We start from the raw sequence: 14,796 nt of genomic DNA, 5'->3' as shown, positions 1-14,796 counted from the left end.
GAGATGGATCATTTTGTATGGTCTTAGACAAACATCTGCTGTAACAAGCCTTTTTTCCACTGTTTGGTTTGTTCAATTTGCTGTGCCACCACTTCAATTTTTTGGTCTATGGCAGATAAGAAATTAGCAATTTTGGTTTGTTCTTCTAGGCAAGGTAAAAGTAGTTTCATTGGCTGAATTTTACTTTTACTAATTTCCAAGAAAGTTGAACCACTTGCCCGCTCAATAAATTTTTTCTTATTTTGAATAATCCAATAATATAAAAACTCATTAAATGTATTTGAATTAGTAAGGAAAGATTGAAAACCTTGGTTTGTTGTTACTTCTTGCATGGCAATTGAAACTTCCCCAATAGTTGCCCTAGAAGTAAATAAGATTGTACCTATTGGTAGTTTTTTAGCTGATGACTTCTGAACACCTAATTCAGAAATTGTTCTCTTACTTTCGGAAATAAACTTTTTATTAATCTCTGAAGGAGTCAACCAAACAATATTCCCATTCCAATAATCCTCATTATCTGTTGATGGTGTTCCACCTCCAATAATTTCAGCAACTTTTCCCAAAGTCGTTTCCTCCCACTCCCCAAACTCACTCCCATCATCGGCTTTAAAAAGAATCTGCTGACTAAACAGCTTTTGCATCATACCTTGTTTATATTGATTCAAAAGCTCGTGTTTTTGATTGAGTTGCTGGATTTTTTCATCCACTTGCGAAAGGAAGGAGGCGATTTTGGTTTGTTCTTCTAGCGAGGTAAATGAAATAGGTAATAATGAATATTCTTCTGCATTAATGCCAGGTTGTCCCGAACGCATAGAGTTAGTAATCACCCAATTTTGAAATTTTTTAGACAAAGTTTGGCTAAATACAAAATATGGATTCACATCTTTTTGAAGTGAAAACTTAATTAAGAATCCTGCAAAATAAACCTTCCCATCTTTTGAGTTATATAAATAACTTTTTCCAACACTAGCCCCTGTTCGAGCAAATAGTAAGTCACCCTTTTTTAATAAATATTTATCATCTAAATCATCATCGGGAGATGTTAATTTTGAAAAATTAAAAGAATGGTCATCCTCATTGATGTCTGTAATTCTTAAATATTTATTTTCTCCATCAAACTCCGTCGCTGAAGAATTCATTCCATATTGTGGTTTAAATGAAAGATCACCTAGCTTTTTTAGAGACCAATCCCCATCAAACTCTTTAAACCTTAGCTTTGGCGCAGACATTATTTAGCTCCTGTAAAAGGGCTATCAATACCTAACGCTTTACAGAAGTCAGCAATCACTTGATCCGTCTTTTGGCTGTCTACCTCTAGGGCTTGCAGTTGCTTAGCAATATCATCTAAGTCTATCTCTGCCTCAGCCTCAAAGGTATCCACATAACGAGGAATATTCAGGTTGTAATCATTCGCCTTAACCTCAGCTAAGCTTGCTACTTTGGCGTATTTATCGATATCCTGACGCTTTGTATATGCAGCAATAATCGTGTCTAAATGCTCAGGTAAAAGCTTGTTTTGGTTCTTTTGCTTCTCGAAGTCGTTACTTGCATCAATAAACAAAATATCGCCTGTATGCTGACGATTTTTCTTGAGGACTAAAATACAAGTTGGAATAGACGTACCGTAGAAAATATTGGCAGGTAGACCGATAATCGTATCGATCACGTTCATTTTTTCAATGAGCTGCTGACGAATCACACCTTCACTCGAACCACGGAATAACACGCCGTGCGGTAAAACCACCGCCATCGTGCCGTGATCATCCAACTGATGCAGCATGTGCTGAACAAATGCCATATCCGCTTTAGAACTCGGTGCAAGTTTACCAAAACGACTAAAACGCTCATCTTGTAAAAAGCTTGGATCGGCTGACCACTTTGCAGAGAATGGAGGGTTGGCAACCACGGCATCGAAACGCTGTTCGAGATGCTGAGGGCGTGTCAGCGTATCTTCTTGCTTTATATCAAACTTGGCAAAATGTACATCATGCAAGATCATGTTCATACGTGCTAAGTTGTAGGTGGTACGGTTCATCTCTTGACCGTAGATCATGTCAACATCTTGTACTTCACGCTTCACACGAAGCAATAACGAACCTGAACCACAAGTCGGGTCATAGACTGAACGTAAACGTTCTTTGCCTTGCGTCACAATCTTAGCAAGTAGGCTAGAGACCGTTTGAGGCGTATAAAACTCACCTGCTTTCTTGCCTGCACCTGATGCAAACTCACCAATCAGATATTCATACGCATCACCCAAAACGTCCGACTCTGAGTTACTGAGGTCAAAATCGATGTTATCCAAGTGTGTGAGTACTTTGCTGACCAACTCATTACGATCATTGGCATTATTGCCTAACTTGGTGGAGTTCAAGTCTAGGTCTTCAAATAGGTTGGCAAAGTCATCTTCTGATTCTGCACCTAAAGTGCTGCGCTCAATTTCTCGTAAGGTCTCGGAAAGTTCATCAAGTATAAATGTACCTTGGCGACCACGTTCAGCAATGGTGTGAAATAACTGTTTAGGTGCTAAGGCATAGCCCACTTCTTCTACTGAGTTTTCTTTGATCCCTTCGATCAGTTCAGCATGATCAGCATTGCTTTCATCGAGTTGAGCATATTGTTCTGTCCGACCTTCATCTTGCAGTAATTCATTGGCAAAACGAATCGCTTTTTCGGATAGGTATTTGTAGAAAATAAAACCCAGAATGTAGTCACGGAATTCATCTGCACCCATTTTACCACGTAGATCGTTTGCGATATTCCAAAGGTGTTTTTGTAGTTGTTGAAGTTGTACTTGGGTCATGTAGATACGAACCTAAAAAAGCATAAAATTTGTCGTAGTTTACCGTGAAATGGCTGATTTGAAATATCTTTCTTAGACCTAGCGACAAGACAGGTCGTAGTAAATAGTAATAACTATACGAATATCGATTGATCTACTACTACGCTACACTTGAAAGATATAAGAAAGACCTCACCTGACTTATTTAAATCAAGAGAGGCTTATCATGACAATATATAGAGTATTACATACCCAATTACCCGAAGAGAAAGAGTTAAATATTTGGCATGATTGCAATAAAGTAAATGAGAAGTCAGGTCGACTCAAATTTTTTATTGACGATAATTATGACTTGGAATTTGAAAATGTAGAGGCAACTCAGCGTAAGCCTTCTACACAAAATGTACCAGGCTCAGTACCTAAAAATCTCAATTTACGAACTACTCTAGAAAATCTGTGTCCTAAACAAGAAGCAACAAGTACAGCCAGTTTATTAAAAAATTTAGGGGATAAAAATAAATCTGGATTTTTATGTGCAGTATTAATCAAATTAGGAAATGTTGAGAAGCAATAACTGCATAACGTAATAATCTGAAATTCATACATATATTATTTTCATGGTCTTTAACCAATAAAGGAGTGACCATGAAAAAATATTACCCAGAACTTGATACTTTCTCTGATGTAATTGAGCGAATTCCTCATCCTCAGTGCAAACCTATTGCTCATGCGATTCGTGTGTGCAATGACCAAGATACGCCTGTTGTCGCTAAGCTGCATGCTATTACCTTAGCTTTACTCTAGGAGGTAGACATGGATGTACTACAGCAATGGCTGATTTCAAAACGCCAAGAATATGGGTTATCTCAGCAAGAACTGGCACTATGTTTAGGTAAGCCTGTCGAATATGTCAAACGAATTGAGGAAGGCGTGTATGTCCTAGAGTTGATCGAATATCTACAGTATTGCCAAGCTTTGCAGATTAATCCAAATGAAGGAATTCAAATCATTGATTTAGCTTTCATCAAAGAGTGATGCTTATTCTTTTCCTATAAGTACTTGCTGAATGAGGTCTAACCCAATTTGAGGTTCGATCTTCAAACTACGACAGTACCAAACATATTCCACAACATCTAAACGACGCTCACCTTGTTCTACTTTTTGGATATACGAGTGAGGTTTGTCCATGCGTTCAGCCAATGCACGCATAGAGAGTTGTTGGGATTCCCTTTCTTGTTTCAACCATTGCGTCAAAACTTGCATTTCTTGGGTATTGATACTTGCTGTCATGTACCTATTATCGATACAATGCAAAATGTACCCAAAAAAGGTACATCACACATAATAGATTGATTACTTGCAAAAAAAATGACGATGTCTATATAGGATATTTCATGGGTTTTTCTAATTTACTCAGCTCTGCACTCACCGCAGTAGCAACTTTGTCGGGAAATCCCGATGTACAACAAGCTGCCCATTCCGCCAATGAGTTAGTCGTGTCTTACCAGACACAGCAACAACAGAACATGGCGAATCGTATCTTGAATTCACCTGATGGTATCGCACCATTTACAGAAAAGGGGCAAACCGTATGGCGAGCATTACAATACAACGCAAATGGAGAAATTATTGGTTTTGCTGATTTTGCCACAAAGGAAGAATATCTGATCTTGAAGCAACAGCAAGTGCTTGCTGAACAACAAAGACAGCAGGAACTTCAGGCGCAAAAAGCTGAAGCTGAACGTCGTTATGCCCTTGAACAAGCCTCTAAGCCTAAGCCCAAACAACAAGGTGATGTCTCTATTGCAGATATAGATGCTTATGGCGGTATGGTCAGTTCGATTGAACAGGCTGCATGGAAGTGTACTAAGTTTCAGGATGACACCCCACCGTGGCATCAATGTATGCAATATCACATGAATAAAGCTCGATAAACCATAATATCCAAAGATGAATATATAAAAGATCTTTAGATTATTCTCCACAGGCATATTAAATAGTATTTGAATTCAAGTTGTATTTATGTAAAATATTATATTAAAACAATGATTTACTTTAACTAAAATCATTATTTAATTTAATTAGACATTCATGAGTTTTATTCATCAACTCGGAGTTCTATAAGGACTCCAATCCAGACTAAAACTTGATTGTATATTGCATTATCAAACTTAAAATTCATAACATAAGAGATAAACATATGAAAATCTTACCCCTTCTTGCCTCTAGCTTATTGGGTCTACTCATCAGTACAAGCGCCATTGCAAAGACTGAGAAAGTCACCTTGAAAAGCAAAGTTGACTTTGGTGGTGAAGCTATTATTTTTCAGACAACCAAAGGTGAAGTCATCCTGAATATGTATGCACTCCCAGAGAAAGTACTCAAGCAAATGCAACCTTTCAAGAAAGGTCAATGCCTAGAGATTCAGTCTAAACATGGCTTCTTTAATGATACTGGCGATGGTGCTTATGTGCAAAGTATCCGTCCTTGCCCTAGAAAATAAATGAATTTGAGTGAGATAAATTTGATGAAGAAGTTTTTATGTATTCCATTACTTGTAATGAGTGGTTTTGCTCATGCAGCTCCCAATGTTTGGGTATCTGGCTGGGGACAAGGTTTCGCAGAATATTCTATTCGTGATACCAAAGGCAATACATTGTGGGTAACCTGTAATGTAGGGGCTGGGGATGACTATGATCATTCTGCACGGTTAGAAACCCCAAAAAGTAGTTATCAGAATACCAACTCTAAATATCCACTGACGTTTGTTCTGGATGGCAAGAAAAATGTTGCTGCTCCTGAAACTACAAAATGGCGTAATGGTGCAAATGCGTGGTATGAGTTCTCACAAGGGGTTGCCAAAGCGAAGAAAATCGATGTGTTCCTGAATAATAAGAAGGTCACCACTTTTACCCCAACACCGCAAAGTATTCGAGCAGTAGCGAAAGAAATTTCTACCTGTGAATCTATGTTCTAAATCCATATTATCCACATTTAAGTCCCGATGCGCTCCTAGAGTTCATCGGGATTTTTTATATCTCAAGGAAATTCTTATGCAACCTCGTATTTATGACAAAGTCGGTCATACACTGATTCACACCTTTACTTGCAATAAGTTGTCTGTTCGTGCCCAAGGGCAACTTCAGTATCAACTTTGGCAGCACAATGATTATCACACCTTTAGCTTAGCGTTGAGTGCCAATGAGTCTTCAGGTGGCTTCAGTGCTGAGTTGATTGCCGTTGAGCAAATCTTAGCGACATTAACCCAACTTCATCAGGATGCTAAGCCGTTTCATGCTGTTGCACTGAAGGGCTTATTCATGGGCAAATCTGTCAACAATGCTAGTTTTTTAGGGGCGGTTCTGGTGGATCAGCAAGTCATTCAGCCTCATCCTCAAACAGTACGTTTACTTGAGGTCAAAGCGGATTATCAACATTGGGCAACGCAGTTGTCTCAGTACATCAAGAAGGGAAAGGCTGAGTTAGCTGAAGGAGAAAGTACAAATAGTCAGAAACCTTTGAGTAAGAAAACTGCAAAAAGTAAGGGCAATGTAGACATGGAGGATGATCATGCAGACCATCAAGAGTAAAGCTGAATTAGCCCAAGTGGTGAATAACACGATAAGAGCGAGTATTGCTCTGCACATGCAAACCTTATCACAACAGTATGCTGAACCTTATCAAGCCACCCAACATGGGTGGTTTATTGTTTGTGAGGATGAATGTGATGTACTAATGCCTTTTCTAGGGCTGAGTTTTAGCCTTGCTGAAAAACTGCAATCGGGTGAAGTTGAATTTGTTGATAAAAAGCAAGACTGGTACGAGGTCTATATTTTGTTGAACGATAATGAAGGCATCTTGATCTATGTTCCGACTTCGCTGCTCACACAACATCACTCCCTCAGAATCTAGAGCGCCTGACACAGCTCTGTCCTGTGGTTTTTCTTTCCTTTTTATGTGAGCTATTTTGATGACAAAGCATTTCTTATTCGCTTTGGGGCAAGTCATGTCTACACCCCATGCTTTAGCCTTAGCAGCAAAAAGGCAAATTGATCTCTGGGTCTTATTACATCGTCATCAAACAGGTGACTGGGGAGACCTTTGTGAGGAAGATCGGGTATCCAATGAAGAAGCACTGGTGACGGATGCTCGTATCCTATCGAGCTATCAGATCGGACAAGACAAAATCTGGATCATCACTGAAGCTGATCGCAGCTTCACGACCATCTTATTACCTGATGATTACTAGCAAGACCCTAGAATAGACCTCAAAGCTCAATCAGCTTTGAGGTTGTTTTTTATTGATCGAGGAAACTTAAGCACTAATGCTCTTTGGTGATGTTCTGACGAAGATTCTAGTAGTCAGTCGGTCCAATTTGATCGTAAAAACAGCTATTTTTTACAAATTAACACAAAGTATTTTGCAATTTGAAGGGCATTTCAAGCCTGAACATCCAGCCTCAAATCTGAGGCGACCGAAATCCCTTGGATATCCAGTCTCAAAGCCATCTATATATTTATTTTTTAAACGTTTATTTTTCATACCGAACGGAAATATGTATCGACTTTAGGTACGTGTAATGCCATGAGTCTGAGTTTTTCTGTCTCTTTTTTTCTTCACTTTTATCAGGAGCAACCATGAATACCATAAAAGTAGAATGTTCCATCCACGCTTTTCCACAAGGAAAAGAAATTGATCTACAAAAAATTTCCCCTCAGATCAAGGTCACTGGTGGGCGGTTTTTCGTTACCTCATATACAGTACGTACCTTATGTAGGTTCACTTTTCAGGGCAAGAAAATCTCACAAAGCTTAGGGACTTATCCTCATGCGGAATTTGAGCAGAACTTACCCCTAATCGTTGAGAAAATACATGTCTTTCATACTCGTATGGCACAAGGATTACATCCATTTGAGGAAGTAAAAAACCCCAAAGACATTACCTTTGCTGAGTTTGCTTTATCTGTCTATATGCCGAATGCACGAAGCCGTAAAAAATCATGGAAAGATGATGAAACTCGTTTACACCTTCATATCATTCCAATACTCGGTCACTTGAAGTTAGAAGATATTAATGTAGGGATCATTCGTAAGGTACTAGATGAGTTGAACCAAAAGCATCTCAGTCCTGCTTCTGTAAACCGTATCAGAGCAATGCTTTCTTCTCTGTTTAACCTTGCGATTGATCATGAGTTAGTTGAGGTTAACCCAGTCACTCGGGTTAAAAAATTCCGAGAAAACAATCAAAAAGAACGCTATTTAAATGCAAATGAAACACAGCGTTTAGTGGCAATTCTTGATCAGCCACAGGACTACGGTATCCATAATGCCATTATCGTGGCAATTGTCCGTTTTCTCTTACTCACTGGTGTTCGTAAACGTGAAGCAATGGACCTGAAGTGGTCTGATGTTGATCTGAGTACGGGCGTTTGGTTACTTGGCGAAAACAAATCTGGTAAAGCTCGTCGCATCAACCTAAATCAGGCTGCTTTAGATATTCTTCAGCAATTACCAAAATCATCTCAATTTGTTTTTGCAAATCCTGAAAACAATAGACCCTATAACGACATTCGCAAGACCTTTGACAAGATCATGCATGCAGCAGGTGTCTATAACATGCGTATTCATGACTTACGTCATAACTTCGCTAGTCTCGCTGTGAACAGTGGACAAAGTCTTTATGTTGTCCAACACTTACTCGGTCATGCCTCACCTCAAACTACTCAACGCTATGCACATCTTCAAGCAGAAACCTTGAAGCAAGCATCTGAAGATATTGCAGCTGCCATTCGTAGTCAAAGCCAACAAGTAGCCTAAACCTTTTCCCTCATACATATGTTGGGTGTATTCAGTACACCCAAGGAGCTTACTTATGTCTAAAATTCATCAAATTGATCTACAAGCAGATCAATTTATTTCTGATATTGCATTTCCTCAAACTCAAGGCAAACGTATTTTATTGCAAGCAGGTACAGGGGTTGGAAAAACGACTTTTATTATGGATGGAGGGATAAAAGAGTATCTTTTTATTATTCAAATTATTCCTTCTGTACTCAAGGTCAGAGAATTAGAACAACAGTATTCAAAGCAAGCCAATGATATTGGCTATTTATTTTATTATGACAAAAAAACGCCCAATGAATCTGATTTGCAGAATAAAGCCCGCCATATCATTGTATGTACATTTGATAAACTTGAAGCAGTCATTGGCATCCTCAACAAAAAGCAATTGAACTCAACATTATTGGTTGTTGATGAATGTCATAAATTGTACTCCGCTGGATCATATCGTGACGAAGCAATTAATTCTATTCTGATGAATATTCAACATGGTACGTTTAAATCTGTATTGGCACTTACAGCTACATTTACTCAATCTTGCTGGGGGACACTCAACCTACCTTTCGATGCCATCTACCAATTCAAAAAACATAACGCTTCTATCAAACGCTCTATTGAAATGATTTTACTTGAACAAGGAGACCAATATAGTTTTATCTCACTCGTGGCAAAACGCATTAAAACAATGCAAAAAAATGGGCAACGTAAAAAAATTATTATTCGTCTAAATCATCGAGAAAAATGTGAGCTTCTCGCTGCTGCCTTGGAAAAATATCATGGTGTAAAAGCACTAGCTATTCATAGTAAAAGTAAGAGTAATCTCGAAGTTAAAGCGCTTTTTACACAACAAAGTATTCCAGCAGATATTGATGTCATCTTTTGTACTTCAATTATGGATGAAGCTGTCAATATCAATAATCTTAAAGATGAAATTGACTCTGTTTTTGTGATTGGTAAAGATGCTCACCCTGAAGAATTAGTCCAATTTTTAGGGCGACTCAGAAAAACGAGTGTGCCCTGCTTTATCATACTTCATACAGATATTGGTCAAAACCACCAAATCAACATTGCTACGTTAAAAAAGTTATATGAAGCAAAAAATCTAGAGTTCATCCAAAAATTAAACCAACTCTCTACATTACTGTCAGAAATTGTTGAAGATTTTAGTCTAGATATATACAACGAAGATCAACCCATTACCAGCCGCTATAAAAAGATGACTTTATTGAACGAAACATTCAATGAGCTTGCTGGAGCAAAATTATTCGCTTTATTCAAGGGGGAAATTTGTCGTAATTCTGCCAGTATTTCAGCAAACTACTATAGAAAAGACAAAGCCAATTGCTATGAAAACTTTTATTACTTCCGTGATCGAATTAATGAGCTTTTACCTGATTGCACCGTAAAATATAGACTTGATTACGATACTAAAACACCGAGCTATATTAAAGAGTTTTTAGATGAGGAGAAGCACAATAACGAGCAAGCTTATCATGAGAGTATAGATACAGCATTTGAAATTATTCTATCTAATCCTCCAACGGACGAATCTTTTACTGAAAATGAAGTTGATGATGTAGATCAAGAAGTTGAGACCATCCCCAAAAAAGCAAAGTTTATTAAATGTTCTGCAACTGATTCTTCTCTTGAAGACATGGCTGATCATGAATTGGATCAATCTGATTCCAATGTGAATACCAACCTTCGATATTTCGGCTCATCCATTATGCAATATCAAGAAGTGGATGACTCTTACATAGACCAGCTTGTTGCTCAATATGAGGTTAAACATCATGCTGTCACTGTAGAAATAGTTTATCAAATTGCAGTGTTGATGACATTAATTGGCAATCTTCCTGATATTTATAAGATCATTAAGAATAAACAATTTACTCATGTGGTGACTGTTGCTAAGGGTTATTCATCTAATATTGTGGTGAAATATCTGACTAAACGCTTCTATCGTTATCATCCTGAGAAATATTTTCATGATAAGTTTAAATTAACGCCTAATGATGCTAGTACTTTACTTTATGATGCCTTTGAAAGTATTAGTAAAAATAGCTCTGTGCCTATGCTCAGTATTGTTAAGCGCAAACTCATTTCTGGTCTTAAAATAAACTACAAAACGAAAGAGGTCGAAATCGACCCAAGTAAGGCAGCCAACTTTATTGCCAAATATTTTGCAGTTAAAGACCGTAATGCAAAAAACCTGAGAAGCGCTTCTTGGAGTTTACAGGTATTGTTTACGGCGATTATCAATACATATCTATTGCATCCTTCCAAAAGCAATTTCGAGATATACCGAATGTATTGGTATTAGGGAATCGTACTTTTGATGCAACCACAGGCGAGTTGATTTCTGGATCAGCATCTCCACTGGCAAAAGCTCAATCTATCTTGAGCGAAGATATCTTTGATGATGAGGAATAGTACATCATCAAAACTGCCTAGAAATTCTGGGTAGTTTCTCTTTGTATATAGCCAGCATAAAATACAGAGCAGCATTATTTTCACCTCACCGAAGCCCTTGCTCGACAGGCATGTTGCGGACTCGCAATGTGCTTTGGCGAAGTAAAAAACCGAGGTGTGTGCTATAGGGGGAAATTTTGATATTAAGATAATTTTGGATTTGGTATTAGCTTTTCTTACGCATTTGATATCTATGAGGGGGAGTTTTTCTTTTTTTTCCTCCACTGAGCTACTGGCATGACTGTTACCATAGATATCCGCATGAATCTAGGCGATTCTTTCTCTTATGCCACATTATGCTTTGTCGCTTTTTTCTGCCAATCTCACCTCATATCTAGTCCGCTCCACCTATCATGATTTGCATGTAAAAAAGCTACTTTGGTACCTTCTTTACATACCTCAGGTACTGATCATAGATATTTTTGGGAGTTCTATTGGACTTAGGTTCGTCATGGTCCTACAAGAAAACTCTTAGTTTTCTTCCATTTAGTTTTGTGGTCCATCAAAACATCATCAACAAAACAGGGTCCAAAACGTGGTTCATCTGCCAAATTGACTCCTTATCTTTCTTATGTTTAGTCATTCAGTAAAATATTAAAGTGAGCAGACAAAAACATGTTTTTCATATAAAAACAAAGAGTTGAACAAAAATGCACGGTATCATTGATTTTATTAGGTTCCCACATCCCAAAATAATACAAGTAATTGATTTTATTATTAATTTTATAATAATTTATCTTTTCTTGTAATCAGTAGGTCCACAGTTCGAATCCGTGTGCCGGCACCATTTTATACTTAGCCTCGCTTTTTAGTGAGGCTTTGTTGTTTTTGAATAATCCTTTTATTTTTTCTTTTCTGCAGCATACTCAAAGTGCTGAAGATTTTGATTTAAAATATCCCATTGATTTGCATGACGGGTAAAAATTTCAAACTTAGGGTGAAACATTTCAGGGTTATCTAAAGTCCCTGCACGAATCGAAATCATTCCTGCTGCAAGCTCAGGTAAAGCAAATAAATTTGAACCACAATTGGCACAAAACCCCCGTTGTATATTTTTCCCTGAAGCCCCCAAAGATTGGTAATATTTTACATCACCCTGAATGCTCAGCTGTGATTGCGGGAAAAATGCAATTGGCGCATAAGCACCACCACTGGATTTTTGACAATCCCGACAATGACAATTAAAACTAAATTTGGGTTCAACTTCAGTGTGATAACGGATTGCCCCACACAAACAGCCCCCTGAATATTTGACTGACATTATTTACATCCTTGTTGTTTTCATTGCATGTTTTGCGCTGTAATTTGAATATAACGCACTAAACCATCCCGATACAGCTTATTACAAAGCTTAGCGGTCATTTTTATTTTAAAAACATCCAGAAAATGATCATATTTTCTAGATTTTTTTTGCTGTGCAATATAGCGAGCAAAACCTAAAAAAACAGGTTCAGACAAATCATCGATTTGTATATGGTCAAACTGATGTTGTTGCATCATTTGTTGAAGGTCAGCTTGCGAATGTAAATTTTCGATTTGAATATCTACAGTTTTTAATAATAGGCGATATTTTTCTTGTTCAAATTTAGACAAATTTTGCCATTTTTCAGACCACATTAAATAATGAAAACCAACCCGCCCTTTTGAATTTAAAACACCATGAATCGAATCTAAAAATGAATTCAAAGGACTATGGTATGCCGCATCAATACACAGCACCACATCAAAACCCTGTTCAGGTAAAATATTTTTTAAATTTAAAAATGAACCACAATATAACTGAATATTTGATTTTAAATGATTTTGTAGATATTCAATACATGGTGCTTGCACATCTATAGCACTGAGCCTTTGAATTTTATAATGATTTTGCCAATGCAATACACTCGCACCTCGCCCACAACCTAAATCCAAAAGTTGATCATTTGAATTTAAAGCCACAGCAGCAGCCAATTGATCAGCCAATTGGCGACAGGCTTGTGGATAAGACTGCGTAGTCGCAGTCCAGTATCCTAAATTCGTCCAAGCATACGCTGCATCATCACCTAAAATTTTGGCATTGATGGCATATTTATGTTGTGAAAATTGTTGCTGTATGGCTTGAATCCATTGCATAGCACATCAGTAGCCGAGTTGGGGAGCAACCTCAACTTTAGGTTTTAAACCTACAAATGGCAATGGTGCACCGAAAATTTCTGCGATATGCATAGCAGATGTCACTGCTGATTCTAAAATTGGTAAACCATCACATGACCAAGAACCACAATAGAAGACTTTACGATTTTCTTGGCGATGACGTTGTTGTAACTCTTTATTTAATGCCACCGTTTCAGAGTTCACTACAGCACGAGTTAAAGTTGCAGTTGAAATGACTTTTTTCGGATCAATTGGTGTCACTGGTCGCCATGTTTGGAACACAGGTGATTTACCCACTAAACTTGGCTCAACTGAATTTAACCACACTGTAAATTGTTGCTTGGTAAATTTACGATCCATCATATAACTGAGTACACACCAGTCTTTACGGTTTGGTGGCATAACGCTTGTATCGGTATGCATCACCAATTCACCTTGTTCAAACTTAAACTGTTTTAACAATGCCATATCTTCAGCAAACTGCTCAGGATTTAGAAATTCATCCAATTTATTGGTCGGTGTTGCTACGATGACACGATCAAAAAACAACTGTTCACCTTGTGCATTTTCCACCAAAACTTGATCGCCCTGTTCTTCAACTTTAGACACAGCCGAACCACTATGAATATCAATTCCTTCAACCAACTTATCCACCAAAGCTGGTGTACCACCATGCAAACGCAATAATGCATCACCATCTGTCAACTGACGTAAAAATACCAACAAAGGTTTGGCAGGCCATTCACCAATAGTTTTCGGATCACAAGTACAAATGGTATACAACACAGGCATCACTGCACCATGCCAGAATACTTCTTCAATGTCATTGTGATTAATAAATTCAGCCAGTGTAATATCTTGATTTTTAGATTTAAAAAATTGGTGAATGGCAGTTTTGAGTTGCAACATCCCCTTCACTAAACGCCAACCATATTGCTTAATGCCTTTACGGTTATTGATGATTGGAAAATTACCAATGCGGGAACGGGTTGTGGTAAGCCATGTTTCTGTTTTATCTTCAAACAACCAACTGCATGCCATAAATGTACGCACAGGAAAGGTTTTAATGCCCAAATGGGTTGCAAGGCTGAGGGTATTTTGCCATAAATGTGGATTCATAACACGTAATGGCGCATCAATCAAACCACCTTCAAACTCAAGACTATGGCTGTCCATTCCACGACCTGCCAAAGCTTCAAAAATCGTAATATTATGTCCTGCATCTTTCAGAATTCTTGCGGTAGCAGACCAGCCATGCCACTACCAATCACTGCAATATTCAAAGTTATTATCCAAGCGTTAACTATTTTTTTTATTATGAATGAAGCACCTTAAAAATAGGCTATTAAAAAGTTCCAGTTTTTGTGGTTTTTCATTGCCCAAAAAAAAATATTATTCAACTGATAAAAATTTTCAAGTACAAAAAATAAACAATGTAAATATAACTTATTTTTTTATAACAATATTTTAAAATTAAAAATAAAATTCATTTAAAAATATAAAGATAATTTAAATATTTTACCATTCGTTGTATTTACAAATGAAGTAAGATTGATTATTATGAG

Annotated in this window: 16 protein-coding genes and 1 pseudogene; 11 read left to right on the top strand and 6 right to left on the bottom strand. The window is 37.5% G+C overall.

Annotated elements, in window-relative coordinates:
* Window positions 1-23: 23 nt before the first annotated feature.
* Window positions 24-1,229 (bottom strand): restriction endonuclease subunit S, encoded by a 1,206-nt coding sequence (locus AVJ19_RS06185; RefSeq protein ID WP_111858901.1) that lies wholly within the window; start codon window positions 1,227-1,229, stop codon window positions 24-26.
* Window positions 1,229-2,803, bottom strand: a complete 1,575-nt coding sequence (locus tag AVJ19_RS06180; protein WP_111858900.1) for a type I restriction-modification system subunit M — start codon at window positions 2,801-2,803, stop codon at window positions 1,229-1,231. Before AVJ19_RS06180 ends, AVJ19_RS06185 begins: the two co-directional genes overlap by 1 nt.
* A gap of 205 nt (window positions 2,804-3,008) precedes the next feature.
* Here AVJ19_RS06180 and AVJ19_RS06175 point away from each other — a divergent pair, with 205 nt between their 5' ends.
* From AVJ19_RS06175 to AVJ19_RS06170, 3 genes are all read left to right on the top strand, one after another.
* Complete coding sequence (locus AVJ19_RS06175; RefSeq protein ID WP_111858899.1) at window positions 3,009-3,356, top strand: hypothetical protein; 348 nt, start codon at window positions 3,009-3,011, stop codon at window positions 3,354-3,356.
* A gap of 71 nt (window positions 3,357-3,427) precedes the next feature.
* Complete coding sequence (locus tag AVJ19_RS22185; RefSeq protein ID WP_171334169.1) at window positions 3,428-3,586, top strand: hypothetical protein; 159 nt, start codon at window positions 3,428-3,430, stop codon at window positions 3,584-3,586.
* A gap of 9 nt (window positions 3,587-3,595) precedes the next feature.
* Window positions 3,596-3,817, top strand: coding sequence for a helix-turn-helix domain-containing protein (locus AVJ19_RS06170; protein ID WP_111858898.1), 222 nt, complete (start codon window positions 3,596-3,598; stop codon window positions 3,815-3,817).
* Between the two features lie 3 nt (window positions 3,818-3,820).
* Here the strand turns inward: AVJ19_RS06170 and AVJ19_RS06165 are convergent, their stop codons facing one another.
* Window positions 3,821-4,072 carry a helix-turn-helix domain-containing protein gene (locus AVJ19_RS06165; RefSeq protein WP_111858897.1) on the bottom strand — a complete coding sequence of 84 codons (252 nt, stop codon included), beginning with the start codon at window positions 4,070-4,072 and terminating at the stop codon, window positions 3,821-3,823.
* A gap of 104 nt (window positions 4,073-4,176) precedes the next feature.
* Here AVJ19_RS06165 and AVJ19_RS06160 point away from each other — a divergent pair, with 104 nt between their 5' ends.
* The 8 genes from AVJ19_RS06160 to AVJ19_RS06125 all read left to right on the top strand — a co-directional run bounded on the left by AVJ19_RS06160 (window position 4,177) and on the right by AVJ19_RS06125 (window position 10,946).
* Window positions 4,177-4,716: a hypothetical protein gene (locus AVJ19_RS06160; protein WP_111858896.1), complete on the top strand. Its 540-nt coding sequence runs from the start codon at window positions 4,177-4,179 to the stop codon at window positions 4,714-4,716.
* A 266-nt stretch (window positions 4,717-4,982) separates the two neighbouring features.
* On the top strand, window positions 4,983-5,285 hold the full coding sequence (locus AVJ19_RS06155) for a hypothetical protein (protein WP_111858895.1): 303 nt from the start codon (window positions 4,983-4,985) through the stop codon (window positions 5,283-5,285).
* 24 nt (window positions 5,286-5,309) lie between these two features.
* Entirely contained in the window at window positions 5,310-5,759 is a 450-nt protein-coding gene (locus AVJ19_RS06150) for a hypothetical protein (RefSeq protein ID WP_111858953.1), read from the top strand.
* A 76-nt stretch (window positions 5,760-5,835) separates the two neighbouring features.
* Window positions 5,836-6,372, top strand: a complete 537-nt coding sequence (locus tag AVJ19_RS06145) for a hypothetical protein (RefSeq protein WP_111858894.1) — start codon at window positions 5,836-5,838, stop codon at window positions 6,370-6,372.
* Complete coding sequence (locus tag AVJ19_RS06140) at window positions 6,353-6,694, top strand: hypothetical protein (protein WP_111858893.1); 342 nt, start codon at window positions 6,353-6,355, stop codon at window positions 6,692-6,694. The genes AVJ19_RS06145 and AVJ19_RS06140 overlap by 20 nt, the downstream gene beginning before the upstream one ends.
* A gap of 58 nt (window positions 6,695-6,752) precedes the next feature.
* Window positions 6,753-7,031: a hypothetical protein gene (locus AVJ19_RS06135; RefSeq protein ID WP_111858892.1), complete on the top strand. Its 279-nt coding sequence runs from the start codon at window positions 6,753-6,755 to the stop codon at window positions 7,029-7,031.
* 389 nt (window positions 7,032-7,420) lie between these two features.
* Window positions 7,421-8,599, top strand: coding sequence for a tyrosine-type recombinase/integrase (locus AVJ19_RS06130; RefSeq protein ID WP_111858891.1), 1,179 nt, complete (start codon window positions 7,421-7,423; stop codon window positions 8,597-8,599).
* 55 nt (window positions 8,600-8,654) lie between these two features.
* On the top strand, window positions 8,655-10,946 hold the full coding sequence (locus tag AVJ19_RS06125) for a DEAD/DEAH box helicase (RefSeq protein WP_228203301.1): 2,292 nt from the start codon (window positions 8,655-8,657) through the stop codon (window positions 10,944-10,946).
* A gap of 990 nt (window positions 10,947-11,936) precedes the next feature.
* Here the strand turns inward: AVJ19_RS06125 and AVJ19_RS06120 are convergent.
* The 3 genes and pseudogenes from AVJ19_RS06120 to AVJ19_RS06110 all read right to left on the bottom strand — a co-directional run bounded on the left by AVJ19_RS06120 (window position 11,937) and on the right by AVJ19_RS06110 (window position 14,514).
* Window positions 11,937-12,356 carry a GFA family protein gene (locus AVJ19_RS06120; protein WP_111858890.1) on the bottom strand — a complete coding sequence of 140 codons (420 nt, stop codon included), beginning with the start codon at window positions 12,354-12,356 and terminating at the stop codon, window positions 11,937-11,939.
* 20 nt (window positions 12,357-12,376) lie between these two features.
* Window positions 12,377-13,210, bottom strand: coding sequence for an SAM-dependent methyltransferase (locus AVJ19_RS06115; protein ID WP_111858889.1), 834 nt, complete (start codon window positions 13,208-13,210; stop codon window positions 12,377-12,379).
* Between the two features lie 6 nt (window positions 13,211-13,216).
* Window positions 13,217-14,514: pseudogene (locus tag AVJ19_RS06110) on the bottom strand (FAD-dependent oxidoreductase).
* Between the last annotated feature and the right edge of the window lie 282 nt (window positions 14,515-14,796).

Source organism: Acinetobacter sp. CFCC 10889 (assembly GCF_003268395.1).
Lineage (GTDB): Bacteria > Pseudomonadota > Gammaproteobacteria > Pseudomonadales > Moraxellaceae > Acinetobacter.
This window is presented reverse-complemented; position numbering and strand designations above follow the sequence as displayed.

What these genes read in the sequence shown, in the direction of transcription:
- AVJ19_RS06185 (WP_111858901.1), bottom strand. Translation starts at nt 1,229, where the DNA reads ATGTCTGCGCCAAAGCTAAGGTTTAAAGAGTTTGATGGGGATTGGTCT.
- AVJ19_RS06180 (WP_111858900.1), bottom strand. Translation starts at nt 2,803, where the DNA reads ATGACCCAAGTACAACTTCAACAACTACAAAAACACCTTTGGAATATC.
- AVJ19_RS06175 (WP_111858899.1), top strand. Translation starts at nt 3,009, where the DNA reads ATGACAATATATAGAGTATTACATACCCAATTACCCGAAGAGAAAGAG.
- AVJ19_RS22185 (WP_171334169.1), top strand. Translation starts at nt 3,428, where the DNA reads ATGAAAAAATATTACCCAGAACTTGATACTTTCTCTGATGTAATTGAG.
- AVJ19_RS06170 (WP_111858898.1), top strand. Translation starts at nt 3,596, where the DNA reads ATGGATGTACTACAGCAATGGCTGATTTCAAAACGCCAAGAATATGGG.
- AVJ19_RS06165 (WP_111858897.1), bottom strand. Translation starts at nt 4,072, where the DNA reads ATGACAGCAAGTATCAATACCCAAGAAATGCAAGTTTTGACGCAATGG.
- AVJ19_RS06160 (WP_111858896.1), top strand. Translation starts at nt 4,177, where the DNA reads ATGGGTTTTTCTAATTTACTCAGCTCTGCACTCACCGCAGTAGCAACT.
- AVJ19_RS06155 (WP_111858895.1), top strand. Translation starts at nt 4,983, where the DNA reads ATGAAAATCTTACCCCTTCTTGCCTCTAGCTTATTGGGTCTACTCATC.
- AVJ19_RS06150 (WP_111858953.1), top strand. Translation starts at nt 5,310, where the DNA reads ATGAAGAAGTTTTTATGTATTCCATTACTTGTAATGAGTGGTTTTGCT.
- AVJ19_RS06145 (WP_111858894.1), top strand. Translation starts at nt 5,836, where the DNA reads ATGCAACCTCGTATTTATGACAAAGTCGGTCATACACTGATTCACACC.
- AVJ19_RS06140 (WP_111858893.1), top strand. Translation starts at nt 6,353, where the DNA reads ATGCAGACCATCAAGAGTAAAGCTGAATTAGCCCAAGTGGTGAATAAC.
- AVJ19_RS06135 (WP_111858892.1), top strand. Translation starts at nt 6,753, where the DNA reads ATGACAAAGCATTTCTTATTCGCTTTGGGGCAAGTCATGTCTACACCC.
- AVJ19_RS06130 (WP_111858891.1), top strand. Translation starts at nt 7,421, where the DNA reads ATGAATACCATAAAAGTAGAATGTTCCATCCACGCTTTTCCACAAGGA.
- AVJ19_RS06125 (WP_228203301.1), top strand. Translation starts at nt 8,655, where the DNA reads ATGTCTAAAATTCATCAAATTGATCTACAAGCAGATCAATTTATTTCT.
- AVJ19_RS06120 (WP_111858890.1), bottom strand. Translation starts at nt 12,356, where the DNA reads ATGTCAGTCAAATATTCAGGGGGCTGTTTGTGTGGGGCAATCCGTTAT.
- AVJ19_RS06115 (WP_111858889.1), bottom strand. Translation starts at nt 13,210, where the DNA reads ATGCAATGGATTCAAGCCATACAGCAACAATTTTCACAACATAAATAT.